The sequence below is a fragment of the Halogeometricum sp. S3BR5-2 genome, assembly GCF_031624635.1.
Taxonomy (GTDB): Archaea; Halobacteriota; Halobacteria; order Halobacteriales; family Haloferacaceae; genus Halogeometricum; species Halogeometricum luteum.
The window spans coordinates 138,803-158,342 of sequence record NZ_JAMQOQ010000005.1 but is presented as its reverse complement, the minus strand read 5'-3'; the positions used below and the strand labels follow the sequence as shown (position 1 = coordinate 158,342).

23 protein-coding genes are annotated in these 19,540 nt (G+C 69.4%); 11 read left to right on the top strand and 12 right to left on the bottom strand.

Features of this window, described 5'->3' with window-relative positions:
- Positions 1-60 precede the first annotated feature (60 nt).
- Positions 61-888: a DUF6159 family protein gene (locus tag NDI79_RS17470; protein WP_310929930.1), complete on the top strand. Its 828-nt coding sequence runs from the start codon at positions 61-63 to the stop codon at positions 886-888.
- Positions 889-1,108: 220 nt separating this feature from the next.
- Here NDI79_RS17470 and sufS read toward each other — a convergent pair whose 3' ends face one another.
- The gene (gene sufS, locus NDI79_RS17465; protein ID WP_310930214.1) at positions 1,109-2,380 is read right to left on the bottom strand and encodes a bifunctional cysteine desulfurase/selenocysteine lyase SufS; all 1,272 of its coding nucleotides are present in this window, start codon (positions 2,378-2,380) and stop codon (positions 1,109-1,111) included.
- 277 nt (positions 2,381-2,657) lie between these two features.
- Between sufS and NDI79_RS17460 the strand changes: the two genes are divergently transcribed.
- Positions 2,658-3,242 carry a YdeI/OmpD-associated family protein gene (locus NDI79_RS17460; protein ID WP_310929929.1) on the top strand — a complete coding sequence of 195 codons (585 nt, stop codon included), beginning with the start codon at positions 2,658-2,660 and terminating at the stop codon, positions 3,240-3,242.
- Between the two features lie 113 nt (positions 3,243-3,355).
- Here NDI79_RS17460 and NDI79_RS17455 read toward each other — a convergent pair whose 3' ends face one another.
- Positions 3,356-3,658, bottom strand: coding sequence for a DUF424 domain-containing protein (locus tag NDI79_RS17455; RefSeq protein ID WP_310930212.1), 303 nt, complete (start codon positions 3,656-3,658; stop codon positions 3,356-3,358).
- A 5-nt stretch (positions 3,659-3,663) separates the two neighbouring features.
- Positions 3,664-4,410: a tetratricopeptide repeat protein gene (locus tag NDI79_RS17450; RefSeq protein WP_310929928.1), complete on the bottom strand. Its 747-nt coding sequence runs from the start codon at positions 4,408-4,410 to the stop codon at positions 3,664-3,666.
- A 149-nt stretch (positions 4,411-4,559) separates the two neighbouring features.
- On the opposite strand from NDI79_RS17450, the gene thpR reads away from it, so the two are divergent.
- Positions 4,560-5,120 carry an RNA 2',3'-cyclic phosphodiesterase gene (gene thpR / locus NDI79_RS17445; RefSeq protein ID WP_310929927.1) on the top strand — a complete coding sequence of 187 codons (561 nt, stop codon included), beginning with the start codon at positions 4,560-4,562 and terminating at the stop codon, positions 5,118-5,120.
- 18 nt (positions 5,121-5,138) lie between these two features.
- On the opposite strand, the gene NDI79_RS17440 is transcribed toward thpR, so the two are convergent.
- Positions 5,139-5,321, bottom strand: a complete 183-nt coding sequence (locus tag NDI79_RS17440; RefSeq protein ID WP_310929925.1) for a hypothetical protein — start codon at positions 5,319-5,321, stop codon at positions 5,139-5,141.
- A 91-nt stretch (positions 5,322-5,412) separates the two neighbouring features.
- Positions 5,413-6,357, bottom strand: coding sequence for a DMT family transporter (locus NDI79_RS17435; protein ID WP_310929924.1), 945 nt, complete (start codon positions 6,355-6,357; stop codon positions 5,413-5,415).
- A gap of 172 nt (positions 6,358-6,529) precedes the next feature.
- Here NDI79_RS17435 and NDI79_RS17430 point away from each other — a divergent pair, with 172 nt between their 5' ends.
- The 6 genes from NDI79_RS17430 to ftsY all read left to right on the top strand — a co-directional run bounded on the left by NDI79_RS17430 (position 6,530) and on the right by ftsY (position 10,062).
- Entirely contained in the window at positions 6,530-6,682 is a 153-nt protein-coding gene (locus NDI79_RS17430; protein WP_006055503.1) for a 50S ribosomal protein L39e, read from the top strand.
- Between the two features lie 3 nt (positions 6,683-6,685).
- Positions 6,686-6,964: a 50S ribosomal protein L31e gene (locus tag NDI79_RS17425; RefSeq protein WP_310929921.1), complete on the top strand. Its 279-nt coding sequence runs from the start codon at positions 6,686-6,688 to the stop codon at positions 6,962-6,964.
- A 1-nt stretch (position 6,965) separates the two neighbouring features.
- Positions 6,966-7,631 carry a translation initiation factor IF-6 gene (locus tag NDI79_RS17420; RefSeq protein ID WP_310929919.1) on the top strand — a complete coding sequence of 222 codons (666 nt, stop codon included), beginning with the start codon at positions 6,966-6,968 and terminating at the stop codon, positions 7,629-7,631.
- 146 nt (positions 7,632-7,777) lie between these two features.
- Complete coding sequence (gene rpl18a / locus NDI79_RS17415; protein ID WP_310929918.1) at positions 7,778-7,954, top strand: 50S ribosomal protein L18Ae; 177 nt, start codon at positions 7,778-7,780, stop codon at positions 7,952-7,954.
- On the top strand, positions 7,954-8,418 hold the full coding sequence (pfdA, locus tag NDI79_RS17410; protein WP_310930210.1) for a prefoldin subunit alpha: 465 nt from the start codon (positions 7,954-7,956) through the stop codon (positions 8,416-8,418). Before rpl18a ends, pfdA begins: the two co-directional genes overlap by 1 nt.
- Positions 8,419-8,445: 27 nt before the next feature.
- Positions 8,446-10,062: a signal recognition particle-docking protein FtsY gene (gene ftsY, locus NDI79_RS17405; protein ID WP_310929917.1), complete on the top strand. Its 1,617-nt coding sequence runs from the start codon at positions 8,446-8,448 to the stop codon at positions 10,060-10,062.
- An 81-nt stretch (positions 10,063-10,143) separates the two neighbouring features.
- Here ftsY and NDI79_RS17400 read toward each other — a convergent pair whose 3' ends face one another.
- Both NDI79_RS17400 and NDI79_RS17395 read right to left on the bottom strand, forming a co-directional pair.
- A complete protein-coding gene (locus NDI79_RS17400; protein WP_310929916.1) occupies positions 10,144-10,761 on the bottom strand; it encodes a LysE family translocator in 618 nt (205 codons plus the stop codon).
- A 38-nt stretch (positions 10,762-10,799) separates the two neighbouring features.
- Complete coding sequence (locus NDI79_RS17395; protein WP_310929915.1) at positions 10,800-11,756, bottom strand: D-2-hydroxyacid dehydrogenase; 957 nt, start codon at positions 11,754-11,756, stop codon at positions 10,800-10,802.
- A gap of 128 nt (positions 11,757-11,884) precedes the next feature.
- Between NDI79_RS17395 and NDI79_RS17390 the strand changes: the two genes are divergently transcribed.
- Together NDI79_RS17390 and NDI79_RS17385 are read left to right on the top strand one after the other, a co-directional pair.
- Positions 11,885-13,282 carry a signal recognition particle protein Srp54 gene (locus NDI79_RS17390; protein ID WP_310929914.1) on the top strand — a complete coding sequence of 466 codons (1,398 nt, stop codon included), beginning with the start codon at positions 11,885-11,887 and terminating at the stop codon, positions 13,280-13,282.
- 284 nt (positions 13,283-13,566) lie between these two features.
- On the top strand, positions 13,567-14,532 hold the full coding sequence (locus NDI79_RS17385; RefSeq protein WP_310929912.1) for an AAA family ATPase: 966 nt from the start codon (positions 13,567-13,569) through the stop codon (positions 14,530-14,532).
- Between the two features lie 44 nt (positions 14,533-14,576).
- Here NDI79_RS17385 and NDI79_RS17380 read toward each other — a convergent pair whose 3' ends face one another.
- From NDI79_RS17380 to NDI79_RS17360, 5 genes are all read right to left on the bottom strand, one after another.
- Positions 14,577-15,860 carry an MFS transporter gene (locus NDI79_RS17380; RefSeq protein WP_310929911.1) on the bottom strand — a complete coding sequence of 428 codons (1,284 nt, stop codon included), beginning with the start codon at positions 15,858-15,860 and terminating at the stop codon, positions 14,577-14,579.
- 186 nt (positions 15,861-16,046) lie between these two features.
- A complete protein-coding gene (locus tag NDI79_RS17375; protein ID WP_310929910.1) occupies positions 16,047-16,826 on the bottom strand; it encodes a DUF7519 family protein in 780 nt (259 codons plus the stop codon).
- Positions 16,823-18,088: a DUF58 domain-containing protein gene (locus tag NDI79_RS17370; RefSeq protein ID WP_310929909.1), complete on the bottom strand. Its 1,266-nt coding sequence runs from the start codon at positions 18,086-18,088 to the stop codon at positions 16,823-16,825. The genes NDI79_RS17375 and NDI79_RS17370 overlap by 4 nt, the downstream gene beginning before the upstream one ends.
- On the bottom strand, positions 18,085-18,729 hold the full coding sequence (locus NDI79_RS17365; RefSeq protein ID WP_310929908.1) for a DUF7269 family protein: 645 nt from the start codon (positions 18,727-18,729) through the stop codon (positions 18,085-18,087). Before NDI79_RS17365 ends, NDI79_RS17370 begins: the two co-directional genes overlap by 4 nt.
- Positions 18,726-19,517 (bottom strand): DUF4129 domain-containing protein, encoded by a 792-nt coding sequence (locus NDI79_RS17360; protein ID WP_310929907.1) that lies wholly within the window; start codon positions 19,515-19,517, stop codon positions 18,726-18,728. The genes NDI79_RS17365 and NDI79_RS17360 overlap by 4 nt, the downstream gene beginning before the upstream one ends.
- Positions 19,518-19,540 lie beyond the last annotated feature (23 nt).

The following is a 19,540-nucleotide window of genomic DNA, read 5'->3' as shown; positions in this document are numbered from 1 at the left end:
CGCCGTACCCATCGTAACAACGATACAACACTTATACGTCAGCGGTGTCATCGCTCACGTATGGCAGGACGATTCAGCCGCGGACTCGACGTCGTCGACGCCAGCGTCGACGTCTTCCGCGATAACCCTCGGCTAGCCCTCCTCCCCGCCCTGAGCCTCCTCTCCGTCGGGAGCGCCTTCGCCGTCGCCGTCGGCGTCGCCCTGCGGTACGGGACGGTGGAGGCGTTTCTCACGAACGACCTCCTCCGCTACGCGGGCGTGTTCGTCGCAATCGCCGTCTCTTCGAGCGCAGGGACGTTCTTCAACGCCGCAGTCGTCCACTGCGCGGCGCGGTACTTCGACGGCGAGGACCCGACGGTCCGCGACGGACTCGCGGCGGCGTGGCGCGCCCGCCGGACGATAGCGCTCTGGTCGGTCACCGCCGCGACGCTCGGAACGGTCCTGTACGTCGTCGACGAGAAGTTCGGCGTCTTCGGCTCCCTCGCGCGCGTCCTGTTCGACCTCGCGTGGGCGCTCCTGACGTTCTTCGTCGTCCCGGTCATCGTTCTCGAAGACACGGCGAGTCTCCGAGCGGTCCTCCGCGAGAGCGGCGACGCGTTCCGGGAGACGTGGGGCGAGAGCGTCTCCGCCACCGTCGGCGTCTCCGTCGCGTTCCTCCCCGCGGGACTCCTCGGCGTCGGCGCCCTCGCGTGGGCGTACTTCGCCGCCGGCGGCGTCGCGGCCTACGTCGTCGGCGCGGCCGGGTTCGTCCTCCTCGTCGCCTCGATGGTCGCAGCGCAGGTGGTCGGGATGGTCGCCCGCACCGCCCTCTACCGGTACGCCACCACCGGCGAACGGGTCGGCCCGTGGGCCCGCCGAAATCCGGAGTCGGCGTTCCCCTCGGAGTAGCGGCAAAAAAGAGCCCTTCGCGGAACCGCTTCCCGGCGATTCCCGGGCGAACAACTGCCGGGCGTCGTCGACCACCTTTTGCGCTGCGCTCGTTCGCTTCGCTCACTCGCTCGGTAACAGCTGGACCAAAATCCGTCTCCCTCGCTTCGCGCGGCGTCGCCGCCCTCCGCTCGGTCGTCGGTCCGCTCGCTCACTTCGTTCGCTCGCGGTGCGCCGACCCTCAGGCGAACAACTGCCGAGCGTCGTCGACGGCCTCCACGAGTTTGTCTATCTCCTCGAAGGTGTTGTAGACGTAGAACGACGCGCGCGTCGAGGCGGCCACGCCGAGTTTGTCGTGCAGAGGTTGCGTGCAGTGGTCGCCGGCGCGGACGGCGACGGCGTGGTCGTTGAGGATGCTGGAGAGGTCGTGGGCGTGGACCCCGTCGAGGTTGAACGCCACGAGTCCGCCGCGGTCGTCACCCGGCGGGCCGTATATCTCCACGTCGTCGAGTTCGGTCAGTCGGTCGTAGGCGTACTCCGCGAGCAGTTCTTCGTGCGCCTGCACGTTCTCCATCCCGATGTCGTCGAGGTAGTCGATGGCCGCGTGGAGCGCGATGCCCTGTTCGATGACGGGCGTGCCCGCCTCGAACTTCCACGGGAGGTCCTCCCACGTCGAGTCCTCGTAGGTGACGCTGCGTATCATCTCGCCGCCGTAGAGGTACGGCGACATCTCCTCGAGAATCTCCTCCTTGCCGTAGAGGACGCCGATGCCCGTCGGCCCGAGCATCTTGTGCCCCGAGAAGGCGTAAAAGTCGGCGTCGATCTCCTTCACGTCGACCGGTCGCGTCGGGACGGCCTGCGCGCCGTCGACGAAGACGTACGCGCCCGCCTCGTGGGCCATCTCGGCCAGTTCGGCGACGGGGTTGATGGTTCCGAGCGTGTTCGAGACGTGGACGGTAGAGACCATCTTCACGTCCTCGTCGATGAGTTCGGCCGCGTGGTCCATGTCGAGGCGGCCCTCCTCGTCGACGCCGATGTACTCGACGGACGCACCCGTCTTCTTGGCTATCTGCTGCCAGGTGACCAAGGAGGCGTGGTGTTCCATCTCCGTGAGGACGACCGTATCGCCCTCGCCGAGTTCTTCGAGGCCCCACGCGTAGGCGACCAGGTTCATCGCCTCCGTCGTGTTCTTCGTGAACACTATCTCCTCGCGCCCGGCGGCGCCGACGAACTCCGCCACCCGGTCGTGGGCGTTCTCGTACGCGACCGAGGCCTCCTGACTGAGGTGGTGGATGCCGCGGTGGACGTTGGAGTTGTAGCCGTAGTAGTAGTCGACGATGGCGTCGACCACCTGCTTCGGCGTCTGACTGGTCGCCGCGTTGTCGAGATACACCAGGGGTAGGTCGTCGTCCTCACCCTCGCCGGGTACCGTGAAGTCGCCGCCGACCTTCCGGTCGAGGATGGGGAAATCCTCGCGGATGGACGCGACGTCTATCGGGTACGATTCCTGCACTCCCATTGGTCCCTCGTAGCAGTCCCAGCACTAACACGGCTTCGGTCCGCACGGCGTGACGAAACCGAATTCGGTAACGTCACCTCTAAATATTCACGAGAATCGGCCACGGTCGCTGTCGGTACCGGGGTGGGAAACCGTAAAACGCCCCTCGGGCTTCGTCGAACCAGCGATCTGTACTCGGTTTAGTAATCCGGGCCGAATTCGGGGGGTGTGTCGCTCGACTCCCGTTCGAGCATTCGATCGGAGTTATCTCTTCTCGCGGCGAACTCCCACCGTGCACCCGATTTTCTTCGACTCGCGTGAGGAGTTTCGCGAGTGGTTAGAGGAGAACCACGACGCGGCCGAGGAACTCTGGATCGGCTACTACAAAGTCGACGCCGAGCGGTCAGGAATCAGCTACGATGAGTCCGTCGAGGAGGCGGTCTGTTACGGCTGGATCGATGGTCTGATCAACGGCATCGACGACACGCGGTACAAACGGCGATTCACGCCCCGAAAGCCCGATAGCAAGTGGTCGAAGAAGAACACCGAACGCGTCCAGAAGATGCTCGACGCCGAGAAAATGACGCCGGCGGGGATGGAATCCGTCGAGGCGGCGAAGGAGTCGGGTGAGTGGGCGAACGCCTACCGTCTCTCCGACGACCACGCGATTCCCGACGCGTTGGAAACGGCGTTGCAAGCGAACGAAGCGGCCTGGAAGAACTTCCGGGCCTTCTCGAACACCGACCAGCACGCCTTCATCTCGCTCGTCGAAGCGGCGAAGACCGAGGCGACGAAACGGAGGCGAATCGACCGAGCAGTCGAACTGGCGGAGCGAAACCTGCGGGCGTACGGTCGAGATAGTACACGTCGCCTGTAGCCGAGTCGAACCGACGCGGTTCCGTGCGAGGCCGCCCTCTCTATTCGACACGGTGTTCCGGTCGTTCGCTGAGCGTTCGACCAAGCCGTCCGTTATCAAACAGAGGTCGCCCGCTACCGCATCCAGAGCAGTTGGGCGTGGCGCGTCTCGCCCACGTCGAGAACCGACTCCTCGTCGACGATGCCGGCGTCGACGGCGACTTCGACGGCGCGTTCGCCGACGATGTTCGCCACCGTCGCGCGCGTGAGACTGTCGACGACGGCCTGGGCGTCCGCGTCGTCGGCCTCCTCGCCGCCGTAGAACTCCTCGGTCACGTCGAGTGACACCGGGCCGTCCTCGTACGTCTCGCCGAGGCAGTCGCGGTCGCAGACCGAGACGAGCAGTCCTTCCGGGGTGTCCCGCTCGCGGAGGAGCATCCCCGTCACCGGTCCTCGATGAGTTCCTGTTCGCGTTGCTCCCGGAGTTCGTCGGCCTGCTGTTGGACCTGTTCGGCCTCGTCGTCGCGGCCGAGGTCCTCCAGCGCGCGGACCTTCTCTTCCAGCACGTCGGCGGTGCGCATCCCCAGTCGAATCGCGTTGTCGAAGGCGTTGACGGCGTCCTCGTTCAGACCGCGTTCCCGCAGGAAGAAGCCGCGGTTGTACCACGCCTGCCCGAAGCGGGGGTCTATCTCGACGGCGCGTTCGGCGTGCTCGAGGGCCTCCTCGGTCTCGCCGAACTGCCAGAGGGCGTAGGCGAGGTTCGTCTCCGCGGAGGCGGCGTGCTCGGAGTCGTCGTCGATGCGGAGCGCCTCGCGGTAGGAGCCGATGGCCTCGTCGTACTCCTCTAACTCGGCGTGCGCGGCGCCCTTGTTCACCCACGCTTCCTGCGCTTCGAGGGAGTCCTCCTCGGCGAACTGCGCGGCCCGCTCGAACGTCTCGGTGGCCTCCTCGAAGCGGTTTATCTGCATGTACGAGAGGCCGACGTCGACGAGTTGCTCGACGTCGACTTCGTCCTTCGCGATGTTCCGTTCGTCGAGTTCGTCGGCGATGACCCGGGTGTCGACCGGGTCGACCTTCGCCGGGTCGACGTTCAGTTCCGGCGGGTCGAGCGTGAACTCCTCGTAGTCCTCGCTGAACCCCTGTCCCTCGGAGAAGCGGTGGGGTCTGTCTCGCTCGCCGTCTTCTGCCATGCGGCGCGTTTGGGGGTCGAGACGGTTAAGAACTGCGTCACGCGGCCGTCGAGCGTCCGTCGCGTCTCCGCCCCGGCCGTCGTCCGAAGTCGGCCCCGCCGGCGCCTGCCGGCCGAACGTTCAACCGTCGTCGGACCCTCTCCACTCCCATGCGCCTGTTCCTCAGTATCGACCTGCCCGACTCGCTCACGGAGGCCGTCGCGTCGGCGCAACAGCGGTTCGCCGGCGCCGAGGGGCTCCGGTTCGTCGCCCCCGAGCAGGTCCACGTCACGCTGAAGTTCCTCGGGGAGACGGACGAGGACCGCCTCCACGACGTCGAGGCGGCCGTCGAGGCCGCCATCGAGGACTCGGGCGTCGAGGCGTTCGACGCCACCGTCGGCGGGTTCGGCGTCTTTCCCTCCTTGGAGTACATCAGCGTCGTCTGGGCCGGCGTCCGCGACGGCGCCGGCGCGGCGGAGATGACGGCGCTCGCGGAGGCCGTCGACCGCGAAACAGCCGCCCGTGGCTTCGGCTCGGAGGACCGCGAGTTCACGCCGCACGTGACGCTCGCTCGGATGGACGACGCCCGCGGCAAAGAGCGCGTCCAACGGGTCGTCCGCGAGGAGGACCCCGACGTGGGGACGTTCCCGGTGCGCGAAGTGCGCCTCAAAGAGAGCGTGCTGACCGACGGCGGCCCGCGATACGAGACCCTCCGACGCTTCGCGCTCTGATCCGCCTCGCCGTCCGCTTCACTCGACGATTCGTTCGTAGCCGAGCGCCAGAACCGACATCAGGACGAGCGTCGCGACGACGGAACCGACGGCACCCGCTCCGTACCACTCGGAGACGGTGACCCCGAGCGCGACCGAAACGCTTCCCAGTGTCCACGCCACCCCGTTCGGCAGGCTCCCGGCTGTCGTGCCGTCGTTCATGCCGTCCGGTCGTACCTCGGCTCGTAAACACTTCCGACCGCCGCGACCGTCCGTCCGTCCACGGGCCGGCCGCCGGACCGCACCGGTCCGTTCAATCCGCGTCGCGCGGCGTCGTCGCGTCGCCGCCGACACGCCCGTACCGTCCGAGCGCTCGCCGGACGTCCGCGCGCTTGACGAGCAGGAAGCCGACGAAGATGACGGCGAACCCGGCGACCGTCGTCGCGTCGAGCGCCGTTCCCCGCAACCCCCACCCGGCGACGGCGGCGAAGACGGGGATGACGTACTCCAGGAGGCTCACTTCGACCGGTCCGACGCGGTCGAGCAGCCAGAAGTACAGCACGAACCCGCCCGCCCCGGCGACGACGGCGAGGTAGAGCAAGGCGGCGACGGCGCTCGGCGTCCACTCGGCGGCCGCGAACGACTCCCGCGGGAGGGCGGCGCTCGTCGCGTGCAGGAGGGCGGCGCCGACGAGCATCATCCACGCCTGCGTCGAGACGAACGGGAGGTCCGAGCGCGAGTCGTGCGTGAGCACCGCGCCGAGGGCGAACGCGACGGCCGATGCGAGGACGAGGCCGACGCCGAGGAAGTTCGAGGACAGGAGGTTCGCCGGGTCGGGGTCGGCGATGACGACGACGCCGGCGAATCCGAGGAGGACGCCGGCCGCCCCGATGGGCGAGAGGCGTTCCGCGGCGTCGGTCAGGCGGGTGAGCGCCGGCGTGACGACGGGGATGAGACCGAGGAGGACGGCCGCGACGGCGCCGTCGACGTGCACCTGCCCGGAGAACAGGAGGGCGTGGTGGGCGCCGATGCAGAGGGCGCCGCCGGTGAGGACGGGGAGCCACTCCGCCCGCGAGGCGGGCCGGAGGCGGTCACCGCGGAGGAGTGCGAGTCCGAAGAGGAGGGCGGCGGCCGCGTCGAAGCGGACGGCGGCGAACAGGGCGGGCGGCAGGGCGTCGAGACCCACGTCCGTGGCGACGAAGGCGGTGCCCCAGACGGCCGCGAGGAGAACGAAGACGAAGGAAGTCCGGTGGCGCATCTCTCTTCTCGGACGCGGTCGGCCGTTCTGAATGGCTCGGTTCCGCCGCGGTCCGCCGGGGACCCGGTACCGGCTCGTACGACTCGGGAGGCGTGGCGGCCGTGAGGCACCCTCGCACCGGCGGAACCGAAGGAACAAGATTTTATGCGGGCCGAGGGTAGTTCCGGACACCATGAGCAAGAAATCCAAGGCCAAGAAGAAGCGACTGGCCAAACTGGAGCGTCAGAACAGCCGCGTTCCCGCGTGGGTCATGATGAAGACCGACATGGAAGTCACGCGCAACCCGAAGCGCCGCAACTGGCGGCGGAGCGACACGGACGAGTAAGCCATGAGCGCAAGCGACTTCGAGGAGCGCGTCATCACGGTCCCGCTCCGAGACGTGAGAGCCGTTCCCGCGCACGAGCGTGCGGGCCGCGCGATGAAGATCATCCGCGAGCACCTCGCGAAGCACTTCTCGGTCGACACCGAGGAGGTCCGCCTCGACCCCGCCGTCAACGAGACGGTGTGGGCGACGGGCCGACAGCAGCCCCCGAGCAAACTGCGCGTCCGCGCCGCTCGATTCGACGAGGACGGCGAGCGAGTTGTCGAGGCCGAGCCGGCCGAATAGCGTGCTCCGCACCTCCTTCGCTGGCTCGGCGTACGTCGGCGTCTTCGCCTGCGCGACCGACGACGTGCTGTTGGTCCGCCCCGACGCCGAGGACGACGTCGTCGACCCGATAGCGGACGAACTCGGCGTGCCCGCGGTGAAGACCACCGTCGGCGGGTCGGGGACCGTCGGCGCCCTCGCGACGGGCAACGCCAACGGCGTCCTCGTCTCCGCGCGCGCGACCGAGCGAGAGAAGGAGACCATCGAGGACGCCGCCGGCGTCCCCGTCTCGGAGCTTCCCGGCCGCATCAACGCCGCCGGGAACGTGGTCTTAGCGAACGACGCGGGTGCGTACGTCCACCCGGACTTCTCCGACGAGGCGGTGGCCGCCGTCGAGGACGCCCTCGACGTGCCCGCCGAACGCGGCGACCTCGCGGACGTCCGGACGGTCGGCACCGCCGCCGTGGCGACGAACGAGGGGGTGCTCTGTCACCCCAAATCCCGCGAACCCGAGCTAGAGGCGCTCGAAGAGCTCCTCGACGTGCGCGCCGACATCGGCACCGTCAACTACGGCGCGCCGCTCGTCGGCTCCGGACTGGTCGCCACCGAGACCGGCTACGTCGTCGGCGAGGAGACGACCGGGCCGGAACTCGGCCGCATCGAGGAGACGCTCGGCTACCTCGACTGACGACCGCCGTTCGCTTCCGACGCCCGACTCTCCCTTCTCTCGGCTCCCTTTCTCGCCAGCGCCGCCGCTCGGTTCGACGCCCCACCCGAGGGTGCGTTCCCTCCGAGTAGGAAGATACTTCCCGCTCGCGGGCCGAGGATGCGGGTATGAGCCAATTCACGGTGAGCGGCCAGTTCCAGAGCCGGGACGGCCACAGCAAGTTCGAGACAGTCGTCGACGCGCCGAACGAGAACGTCGCCCGCGACCACGTCTACTCGAACATCGGGAGCCAGCACGGACTCAAGCGCACCCAGATCGAGATTTCGGAGGTGTCGGCGGAATGATGGGCGGCGGCGGACAACAGCAGCTTCAGCAGCTCTCCCAGGAGCTTCAGGCCATCGACGAGGAGATCGAGGAGCTCGAAACCGACGTCGCTGACCTCGAACAGGAGAAAGAGGAGATAGACGAGGCCGTCGAGGCCATCGAGACGCTGGAGTCGGGGTCGACGGTGCAGGTGCCCCTCGGCGGCGGCGCCTACCTCCGCGCGGAAGTGCAGGACATCGACGAGGTCATCGTCGACCTCGGCGGCGACTACGCGGCCGAGCAGGAGCAGAACGACGCCATCGAGGCCCTGCGCGTGAAGCAGGACTCCCTCGACGAGCGCATCGCCGAGGTGCGCGGCGAGATAGAGGACCTCGAAGACGAGAGCTCCGAACTCGAACAGCAGGCCCAGCAGATGCAACAGCAGATGCAGCAACAGCAGATGCAGCAGATGCAGCAGATGCAGGGCGACGAAGACGGCGAGTAACGCCGCTCCGACCAGCTTTCACTCACTATGTTCGACGGACTGAAAAAGAAGCTCAACAGTTTCCGCGAAGACGTCGAGGACACCGCCGAGGAGAAGGCCGAAGCGGAGGCGGAAGCCGACGCCGAGGCTGAAGCCGAGGCCGGGACCGCCGGCGAGACCGAACCCGGCGCGGCCGAGACGCCGGCCGACGTCGATTCCGCCGCCGGCGCCGAGACGTCCGAGGACGCTCTCGCGGACGCCGACCCGAGCGCCGACGCGGACGCCGAGACGGTCGACACCGACGCCGAGTCCGGACCGACCGACGCGGACGCGCCGTCGCCCGCCGACGGCGAGACCGAATCCGGCGCGGCGACGGCCGGAACGCCGACGGACGACACCGGGGCGGGGATATCGGGCGAGACGACTCCCGAACCGACGGCCGACGCCGACGCTCGGACGCCCGAGGAGGACCCGGAGACGCCCTCGGAGACCCCCGACGGCGACGCGACGGCCGCGTCCGAGGCGACGCCGGCGGCCGACGACGGTGCGGGGGCCGTCCCGACGGACGCGGATGCGGATGCAGACGCGAACGAAGGCTCGAACGTCGACGCGGCCGCGTCGCCGGCGGAGGCCGAAACGGTCGACCCCGCCGACGAACGCGTCGAGGAAGCGCCCGCGGACGCGGACGCCGATTCTGAGGAGGCGCCGCCGCGCGAGCGTCTTGCCTCGGACGCCGCGAACGAGGCGCTCCAAGCGGGCGAGAAGAAGGACGGCGCCGGCCGACTCAAGCGCGCCGCGGCGTTCGCCACGGGGAAGGTCATCATCGAGGAGGAGGACCTCGAAGACCCCCTCTGGGAACTGGAGATGGCGCTCCTGGAGAGCGACGTGGAGATGCACGTCGCCGAGGAGATTCTGGAGACCATCCGCGACAAGATGATCGGCGAGTCGCGCCGGCAGGTCCAGACGATGGGCCAACTCGTTCACGAATCGCTCCACGACGCCCTGTACGACGTCATCAGCATCGGTCAGTTCGACTTCGACCAGCGAATTGCCGAGGCGGACAAGCCCGTCACGCTCACGTTCACCGGCGTCAACGGCGTCGGGAAGACGACGAGTATCGCAAAGATGGCCCGCTACTTCGAGAACCAGGGGCTCTCCGTCGTCATCGCCAACGGCGACACCTACCGCGCGGGGGCGAACGAGCAGATTCGCAAGCACGCCGAGAACCTCGACACGAAACTCATCACGCACGAACAGGGCGGCGACCCGGCGGCGGTCATCTACGACGCCGTCGAGTACGCGAAGGCCCACGACATCGACGTCGTCCTCGGCGACACGGCCGGCCGCCTGCACACCTCCAACGACCTGATGGCCCAGTTGGAGAAGATAGACCGCGTCGTCTCCCCGGACATGACGCTGTTCGTCGACGAGGCCGTCGCCGGGCAGGACGCCGTCGAGCGTTCGAAGCAGTTCAACGACGCCGCCGAGATAGACGGCGCCATCCTGACGAAGGCCGACGCCGACTCCAACGGCGGCGCGGCCATCTCCATCGCCTACGTCACGGGCAAACCCATCCTCTTCCTCGGCGTCGGGCAGGGGTACGACGACATCGAGCGGTTCGACCCCGAACTGATGGTCGACCGCCTCCTCGGCGACGAGGAGTAGCCGCCGACCCCTCGGTTTCCACTCGAACGGCCCTATTCTCGCTCCTGTTCGAACCCCTCCGTTTCCACTCCAGACGGCCTCTCACTCGACGGCGACGCCGACGCCGAGCGCCACCATCACGCCGCCGCCGAGCCAGTTCAACCCCGACGAGAAGCGCGAGGACTCCAGCGCGCGGCCGATTCGCCCCGACCCGAGGGCGACGACAGAGAGGTAGACGGCGGTCAGGCCGGCGTACGTCGCGCCGAGCAGCAGCATCCGCGCGTCCGCACCGGAACCGGTCCCCGCGAAGCCGGGGAGCAAGGAGAGGAAAAAGAGCGCCACCTTCGGGTTGAGGGCGTTGACGAACACGCCCCGGCGGAAACTCCCCTCGGTGTCGGCGTCGACTGTCGGGTCGAACTCGTCGTCCCTGATGGCCGAAATCCCGAGGTAGACGAGGTAGAGGGCGCCGAGGTACTTCACCACCCGATAGGCCGTCGGCGCGGCGCGGAGGAGGGCGGCGAGGCCGAACGCCGCGGCCGCGGTGTGGACGAGCACGCCCGTCGAGATGCCGAGCGCCGAACGGACGCCGACGCCGCGGCCCTGCATCCCGCGGGCGAGGACGTACATCGTGTCCGGACCCGGGGTGAGGATGAGGGCGACGGCGGCCCCGCAGAACGCGAGGAACGTCGTCAGCGTCAGGCCGGCGAGCAGCGCGGTCATCGCCGAGCGGTGTCGCCCCGGCGACTAAAAGCTCCCCGTCAGCGCGACACTTGGTTCTTCAGGTCGTCCCACTCGCCCGTCTCCGCCGCGCGGTCGACGTTCTCGGCGAGGATGTCGGCGAGTCGCGTGAAGTAGTGGGGCGTGTGCCCCGAGACGTGCGGCGTGAGGAGGACGTTCTCGAAGTCCCACAGGGGGTGGTCCCGCGGCAGCGGTTCCGGGTCGGTCACGTCCAGCGCCGCCGCGCGGACGTGGTTGCGGCGAATCGCGCCGACGAGCGCGTCGGTGTCGACGACGCCGCCGCGGCCGACGTTCACGACGGCCGCGTCGTTCGGAAGCGCGTCCAGCGCATCGGCGCCTATCAGCTTCTCCGTCGCGTCGGTCAGGGGACAGGCGAGGACGAGGTAGTCCGTCCGCCCGAGCACCGACTCCAACTCGTCGAAGCCGACCACCTCGTCGGTGGGGCCGCCCTTCTCGGGCGTGTAGCGCGCGCCGACGGTGTCGACGTCGAACGGGTCCAACCGCTCGACTATCGACTCCCCGATGGCCCCGAGTCCGACCACCGTGACCGTCGACCCCTTCAGTTCGCCGAACGCCTGAAAGTGCCGCCACTCGCGTCGTCGCTGCCGGCGAATCCCCTCGTCCAGTCGCCGCGCGAGCATCAGGAGCCACCCGAGGACGTGTTCCGCGATGTTGGGGCCGTGGACGCCCGAGGCGTTCGTCACCGCGACGCCGCGTTCGCGGAGTCGGTCGACGGGCAGGTGGTCGGTGCCGGCCGACTGGGCGGCGAACAGGCGAAGGTCCTCGGCCGCTTCGAGCAGTTCGTCCGGGAGGGAGCCGCCGGTAATCACCTCGGCGTCGACGGCTTCCTCCGCTCGACCCTCCGACGTGTCGGGATGGACGACCGTCGCGTCGGGCAATCGCTCGCGAAGCGCCGCCGCGTACTCCGTCGAAGGGATGCCGTGCGCCGGGTCGTCGAGAACGAGGATTTTGGTCATCACTCCGGACCTCGGGCGGTCGGGTGATAGCGTTTGGGCTCGCCGCGAACCGTCGTCCGACGTCGGCGGAGACGCCTCCGAGAGCAACGGATAAAGCCTTTACACGGGCGGCGGCGTAGAGTGGAGCAATGGTACTCGACAATCTCGGGAGTTCCCTCCGCGGCAGCCTCGACAAGCTGCAGGGGAAGTCCCGGCTCGACGAGGACGACGTCGACGAAATCGTCCGAGAGATTCAGCGGTCGCTCCTCTCGGCGGACGTCGACGTGAGCCTCGTGATGGAGCTCTCCTCGTCCATCGAAGACCGCGCGCTGCACGAGGAACCGCCGGGCGGCACGTCCGCGCGCGACCACGTCCTCAAAATCGTCTACGAGGAACTCGTCGAACTCATCGGCGAGTCGACGGACATCCCGCTGGAACCGCAGACCATCCTCCTGGCGGGTCTGCAGGGGTCGGGGAAGACGACGACCGCCGCCAAGATGGCGTGGTGGTTCTCCACGAAGGGTCTCCGTCCGGCCGTCATCCAGACGGACACGTTCCGACCGGGCGCGTACGACCAGGCCAAGCAGATGTGCGAGCGGGCCGAGGTGGAGTTCTACGGCGACCCCGACGAGGAGGACCCCGTCAAAATCGCCCGCGAGGGGATGGAGGCCACCGAGGACGCCGACATCCACATCGTCGACACCGCGGGCCGGCACGCCCTCGAAGACGCTCTCATCGACGAGATAGAGGAGATAGAGCGGCAGGTGAACCCCGACCGCTCCATGCTCGTCCTCGACGCGGCCATCGGGCAGGGGGCGAAAGACCAGGCCCGGCAGTTCGACGACTCCATCGGCATCGACGGCGTCGTCATCACCAAACTGGACGGGACGGCGAAGGGCGGAGGTGCCCTCACGGCCGTCAACGAGACGGACTCCTCCATCGGCTTCCTCGGCACCGGCGAGACGGTGCAGGACATCGAGCGCTTCGAGCCGAACGGCTTCATCTCCCGGCTGCTCGGCATGGGCGACCTGAAGCAGTTGTCCGAACGGGTCGAGCGCGCGATGCAGGAGACTCAGGAGGGCGAGGACGACTGGGACCCCGAGGACATCATGAAGGGGTCGTTCACCCTCAAGGACATGCAGAAGCAGATGGAGGCGATGAACAAGATGGGGCCGCTCGACCAGGTGCTGGACATGATTCCGGGCCTCGGCGGCGGCTTCAAAGACCAACTCCCGGACGACGCGATGGACGTGACGCAGGACCGGATGCGCTCGTTCGACGTCATCATGGACTCGATGACCGAAGAGGAGTTGGAGAACCCCCGCATCGTCGGCGCCTCGCGCGTCCGCCGCATCGCCCGCGGGTCCGGCAAGGGCGAGGAGTTGGTGCAGGAACTGCTCGAACAGCACAAAATGATGGAGCGCACGATAAAGCAGTTCCAGGGCATGGGCGACGGCGACATGCAGCGGATGATGAAGAAGCTCCAGAACCAGGGCGGCGGCGGTGGCGGCGGCGGACTCGGCGGGATGGGTCCGTTCGGCGACTGATTCGGCCGCCGACCGACGCTCTATTCGTCTCTCTTCATCCTCTCCGCTCCGTCTCGTCCCTTCGCTTCATCTCGCCTCTCCGATTCGCGTCTCGCGCACCGCCCGGTCCGCGCGCCGGACGATATCGAACCGGACTGACAGCTATCGAGTCGAGACCGGCGGATAGGTCGGGATTAAACCGCACTCGGCGTCGTCTCCGCGGCGCAGACGACCGGACGCTCGGCGCCGAAAACGTATCAGATTACGTTCTATCTACTAATGGTGGTTCCCGCACACCCCCGCACATGAACGTCGGAGACTGCGCCACCACCTGCCGGGACATCCTCGACGAGGTGTCCCGCGCCGTCGTCGCCGACCGCGCGGTTCTGCGGTCGATACTGCTCGGCTACCTCTCGCGGGGGCACGTCCTCTTGGAGGACGTCCCCGGGACGGGCAAGACGCTCACCGCGCGGTCGTTCGCCACCGCTCTCGGCCTCTCCGTCTCGCGCGTGCAGTTCACGCCCGACCTGCTCCCCTCGGACGTGACGGGCACGCACGTGTTCAACGAGCGGACCCGCGAGTTCGAGTTCCAGGAGGGGCCGCTGTTCGCCAACGTCGTGTTGGCCGACGAGATAAACCGCGCCTCGCCGAAGACGCAGGCCGCTCTCCTCGAAGCGATGGAGGAGGGACAGGTCACCGTCGACGGCGACACCCACGCCCTGCCGGACCCGTTCTTCGTCATCGCCACGCAGAACCCCGTCGAACAGGAGGGGACGTTCGAGTTGCCCGAGGCGCAGAAGGACCGCTTCGTCGTGAAGACCAGCCTGGGATTCCCGGACGAGGCGGGCGAACTCGAACTCATCGACCGGCGCGCCGAGCGTCACCAGCAGTCGCCGTCCGCCTCGCGCGTCTGCGACGGGCGCACGGCGACCGACATTCGAAACGCCCCCGAACGGGTGCACGTCGAACCCGACGTGCGGCAGTACCTCGTGAGCGTGGCCCGCGCGACGCGCGAGGACCGCCGCGTCCGCGAGGGCGTCTCGCCGCGCGCCACCCAGCGACTGTTCGAGGCATCGCGCGCCCTCGCGGCGATTCAGGGCCGGGAGTTCGTGACGCCGGACGACGTGAACGCCGTCGCGAAGCCCGTGTTGGCGCACAGACTGCTCCTGACGCCGGACGCGCGCGTCGGGCAGGTGGACTCGCGGGACGTTATCGACGACATCCTCGACGACCTCACGGTGCCCTCGGTGGACGTGCGCCGACGGGCCTGAGGGGCCGTCTCGCAGAACCGGGGTTCGTTCCGGCCCGTTCACCGTTAAGCGGTGGAACGTGACTCCTGCGAGTACCGGTTCGTGGCCAGAAATCCGAGGCCGCCGACGAAGCAGACGACGGCTATCAGGGGGAACATGGACCGAACGCCGACTCGGGATGCGAGCGCTCCGAACAGCACCGGACCGACCGCGCCGCCCAATCCCGAGGCGGTCTGGACGACGCCGAACAGGCTCCCGCTGAACTCCCGCTCGGAGTACTTCGAGGCCAGCGTGTTCACCACCGGCAGCGACGCGTAGACGGCAACGCCCAGCAGGAAGAACCACCCGACCAGCACCACCACGGACGCCGGAACGAAGGCGGTCGCCGCTATGAGGCCGCCGGACCCGAGAAACGCGGCGGTCAGCAGGTCGAGTCGGTCGAACCGGTCGGCCAGCGCCCCGAACCCGACCGTCGAGAGTGCGCTTCCGGCGAGGAACACGAAGAACATCCCGTTGGCGACGCCGGCCGACAGACCCGTGCGGGCAACGACGTACGACGTGAAGTACGTCCGGACTCCGTACGACTGGAGGGTGAACAGCAGCTTCGCCAGAAAGAGCCCGAGAACCCACCACGCGAGCGGAATCCGCGTCACCGCCCAGGCGTCGACGACGACCCGCTTGATTCCTCGTCGGCCGTCGGCACCGGACGGCGACGACGGAGCGGACGGCGACGACGGAGCGGTCGTCGCCGGCGCGTCCTCCGACGAAGCCGGAGCCATCAGAAGAGCGAACGCGCCCGCGTACAGGATGCCGATTCCGGCGGTGGCGCCCAGCGCGAGTCGCCAGTCGGTCACGACCGCCAGACCACCGATGACGACCGGGGAGAGCATGTTCCCGACCATCCCGGCCAGTTCGTGAACTCCCATCGCCTTCCCCTCGGTCTCGGCGACCTCCACGTCGCTGATGAGGGACATCCCCGCGGGGTGGTAGCTGCTTCCACCGACGCCGGAGAGCGCGACCCCTCCGAGCAGTACCGGATACGACGGGGCGACGCTGGCAAGCGCCATCCCGGCACCCATCACGGCTATCCCGACCGCGATCAGGCGGGTCTGCCCTAGGCGGTCGGCGACTGCTCCGACGGGGAGCTGTAGTATCGCGTACATGGAGAAGAAGACGGTCACGAGCAACCCAGCGCGAGTGTACGAGAGACCGAACTCGGAGATGAGAAGCGGAAGAATCGGGGGGAGCGCGAGGCTGAATAGCTCGTTTGTCGCGTGGGCGCCGCTGACGAGTGCCACTTCGCGCGTGTTGGTGACGTTGAACTGCTCTCGAATCGTTCCGGCCGTCATTACGTTCCGGTGTCCTCCCCCTCGGTTAAGCGGGATTCTAAAGGCAACAACGGCGAGCCGATAGGGAGGAATTTCGTCTCAGTTCCCTTCGGGCCGGACTAAGCGGTCCCGGGACTCCACTTTCCCGGAACGGCGTCGAGAACGGTACTTCCGGGACCCGTGGCCGGACCTACCCATCCCTTCGCCTCAGTTCGACAGCGCCACCAGCGACGCGACGGCCGCGCACAGGAGCAACAGCAGGCCGAGGAGGGGGACGTCGGTGACGCCCATCCCGCGGACGCCGAGCGTCGCGGCGACGACGAGGGCGCCGTAGCCCGCGGTGGCGGCGGTGCGGCCGACTTCGACGGGCCACGTCCGGGCCGCGACGCCGACCTGTTCGCCCAAGGAGACGGCGCGCTCCCCGGCGTCCCACGCGACGACGGCGGCGACCATCGCGGCGAGCAGCGGCGTCGCGCCCGCCTCCGTCAGGAGGCCGGCGAGGACGACGGCGACGGTGAGGGCGGCGGCGCCGACGGTCACGAGCGCGCCCGCCCGATTCGACCGGAGGGGGGCGACGCCCGCGCCGACGAGGCCGACGCCGAGGACGCCCGCGCCGGCAACGAGTCGCGCCGGGAGCGCTTCACCGCCCGTCGTCGCGGCGGCGACGCCCGCGACGCCGACGCCAGCGCCCGCCAGCAGCAGCAGTCCGCCGAGGAGGGGGTGACCCCGCCGGCGGACGCCGGCGGCGGCGACGAGGCCCGCGACGCCGAGGAGCGAGAGGGCGAGGCCGGCGACGGGAACGCCGCCGAGGAGTCCTCCGCCCGTCCCGCCGGTCGCGTCGCTCGTGACGGCGCCGACGACGGCGACGGCGGCGAGGAGGGCGAGGGCGCCGCCGGGACGCGTCGGGTGCGCGACGTGTCGCCGGACCGTCGACTCGCTTTTGCTCCCCGTCTCCCCGTTCGTCCTCCGACCGGTTCGTCCGCTCACGCGAACCCCTCCCGCGCCCGGACGAGTTCCGGACCGAGCGGATCCGCGGGGTCCCAGTCGACGACGCTGATTTCGGCGCCCCGCAGGCGGCGGATGCGCTCGTCGCGTTCGACCGTCGCCAGCCGTCCACCCCGCGTCCGCGTCGTCGTCGGGTCGGGCGAGACGACGGTGACGGCGGTACCGCGCCGCTCCAGTTCGAGGGCGAACGTTGTCACCGCCTCGTCGGCGAGGGGGGAGAACAACACCACCTGCGTCCCCGGGTCGAGGCGCCGTCGCAACTGTTCCAACTGGCCGTCTGCGCCCCAGTCGGCGTCCGGCGCGGGCGGGACCGTCGAAAAGGCCGGGTGGCTCCCCATCCGGCGGCGGGCCTCCGCGAGGTGGTCGCTTCCGGTCCGCGGCGGAAGCCAGCAGGCCTTCCGGCCGACGGCGGCGAGGCCGACGGGGTTGCGCGTGTCCGCCAGTGCGGTCAGCACCTGCGCCATCCCTTCGCGGCCGGCGGCGACGGCGTGCGGTTCGTCCTCGTCGGCCGCGCGGTAGGCCGAGGGGCGCGCGTCGAGACAGAGGACGACCGAGGCGAGTCGCTCCTCGCGGAACTCGACGGTGGTGAGTTCGCCCGTCTTCGCCCGCCGGCGCCAGTCGATGCGGGAGAGGGGGTCGCCCGAGCGGTACTCGCGGGTCTGGTGGAACTCGGTGCCGGCGCCGCCCTCGTCGGTGACGACGGACCCGCTTCCGTGCATCGTCTGCTTTCGGAGGGGCACCTCGGGCACCGTCGCGGCGCACTCGACGGCGGTGCTCTCGTGTGCGGTCGTCTCGACTTCGTGCGCGCCGGCCGCGTCGCGGGCGAGGACCGTCGCGGGGTCGAACTGGTGGCGGCCGTGCTCCGCGCGGACGGCGTAGGAGAACTCCGTCGTCGCGCCGGGTCGCAGGAACGCCGCGTGCCGCGGCGTCCCCCCGCTCACGGTGAGCATCGGCGGGACGCCGTCGACGAGGCGGAGGTCCGTCAGCGTCGACGACCCGACGTTGCGGACGCGGACGGTCACGTCCACCTCTTCCCCCGCCTCGGCGTCGCGCGGTTCGACCGTTCGCGTCAGGTCGAGGTCGACCGACGGCGGCGAGGTGAGCCACGGATACGCCGCGTAGCCCGCGCCGACGGCGCCGAGGAGGAGGACGACGGGGTCCTTCGCGAGGAGGCCGACGGCCGTCGCGAACAGGGCGACGGCGACGACGCCGCGCCACCGCCGAGTCCGGCGGACCGTCGTCACCGTCGGCCCCCGTCCGTCGCGGCTCTCGCCCCGTCGCCGGGGCCGTCTCGTTCGTCCGCGACGCCTTCGAGCCGACACACCTCGTCCGCCGCGCGCTCGGCACCTCGCTGGAATCCCGGCCCCGAGAACGGGGCAAGGAGACGGGTGGTCAACGACTGTTGCTCGCTTTCGGCGAGGAACGCGGCGGCCGCGTCGTCGTCCGTCCAGTCGCCGGCGTCGACGCGCGCCGCGGCCCGTTCGCGCGCGACGCCGTCGCGGTACATCACCGACCGAATCGCCGCCTCGCGGACGCGTTCGCGGACGGTCTCTCGCTTCCCGTCGCGGCCGACCGGGTTCCGCGAGCCGTCTCCGACCGCGCGGTCGAACTCGGCGCCGGGATGCGCGGCGTTCTGGACGGTCTCCGGTTCGGGCGGCGTCGCCCGGTTCACGCCGTCGGCGCCGCGGAGGGCGAGGACGGCGACGACGACTAGTAGGGCGACCGAGGCGACGCCGGCCGCGAGCACGTAGTCGTTGCCGGCGAGGGCGACGAGCGCCGCCGCCGCGTCGTCGAGGGTTCGGCTCGGAAGCGCGACGAGGACGAGCGCACCCGCCGCCCCCGCGGTGCCGACGCCGCCGACGAGGAGCCGTCCCGCGCGGCTCACCGTCGCAGCCCCCCCGGCGTCCGGGCCTCGTCGAACCGCGAGAGGCTCTCCTCCATCCGTCGAACCCGCTCGTCGGTCACCTCGCGGCCGCCGTATCTGACCTCCTCGAAGACGCGCTTGAGGCGCTGGACGCCCTCGGGGTCGAAGCCGCTCTCGACGGCGGCGGAGGCGCACTCCTCGGGGGTCCGCCGTCCGGGGTCCTCCACGTCGGCCGCCGCGAGGACGGACACCCACGCGCGTTCGACGGCGTTCCGCGGTTCGAGTTCGGGCGCGCCGGCCGGTTCCCGCGGGTCGGCGTCGTCCAGCCGTCGGACGAACCCGTCGCCGTACCGCGCCAGCAGCACTGCGACGCCGAGCAGGGCCGCCAATGCGACGAACAGTGGGAGGAACGTCCGCAGGAAGTCCATCACCACGTCGAGCCAGTCCTGCATCGGTTTAGTGACCTGCGAGTCGTCGGACTGCGACTGGGACTGCGATTGTGATTGTGACTGGGACTGGGACTGCGATTGCGATTGCGACTGCCGCTCCTCCTCGGCCGCGCCGACGCGCGGTTGCGCCTCGCCGTCGCCGTCAGCCGGCCGTTGTGCGGCCGCCTCGGGCCCTTGCCCGGTCATCGCGCGTTTGAGGTCGCCCGCGGTGTCGGGGCTGATGGGGACGGTGTCGTAGTCGAGATTGACCACTTCGTCGGGGTTCGTCGACAGCGAGGTTTTGAGCGTCGTCGAGGCGACGCCGACCGATGCGATACAGGACAGAACGACGAGGACGGTTGCGACTGTGCGTGGGTTCATCTCTCGGGGTGCGCGGTGAGGGT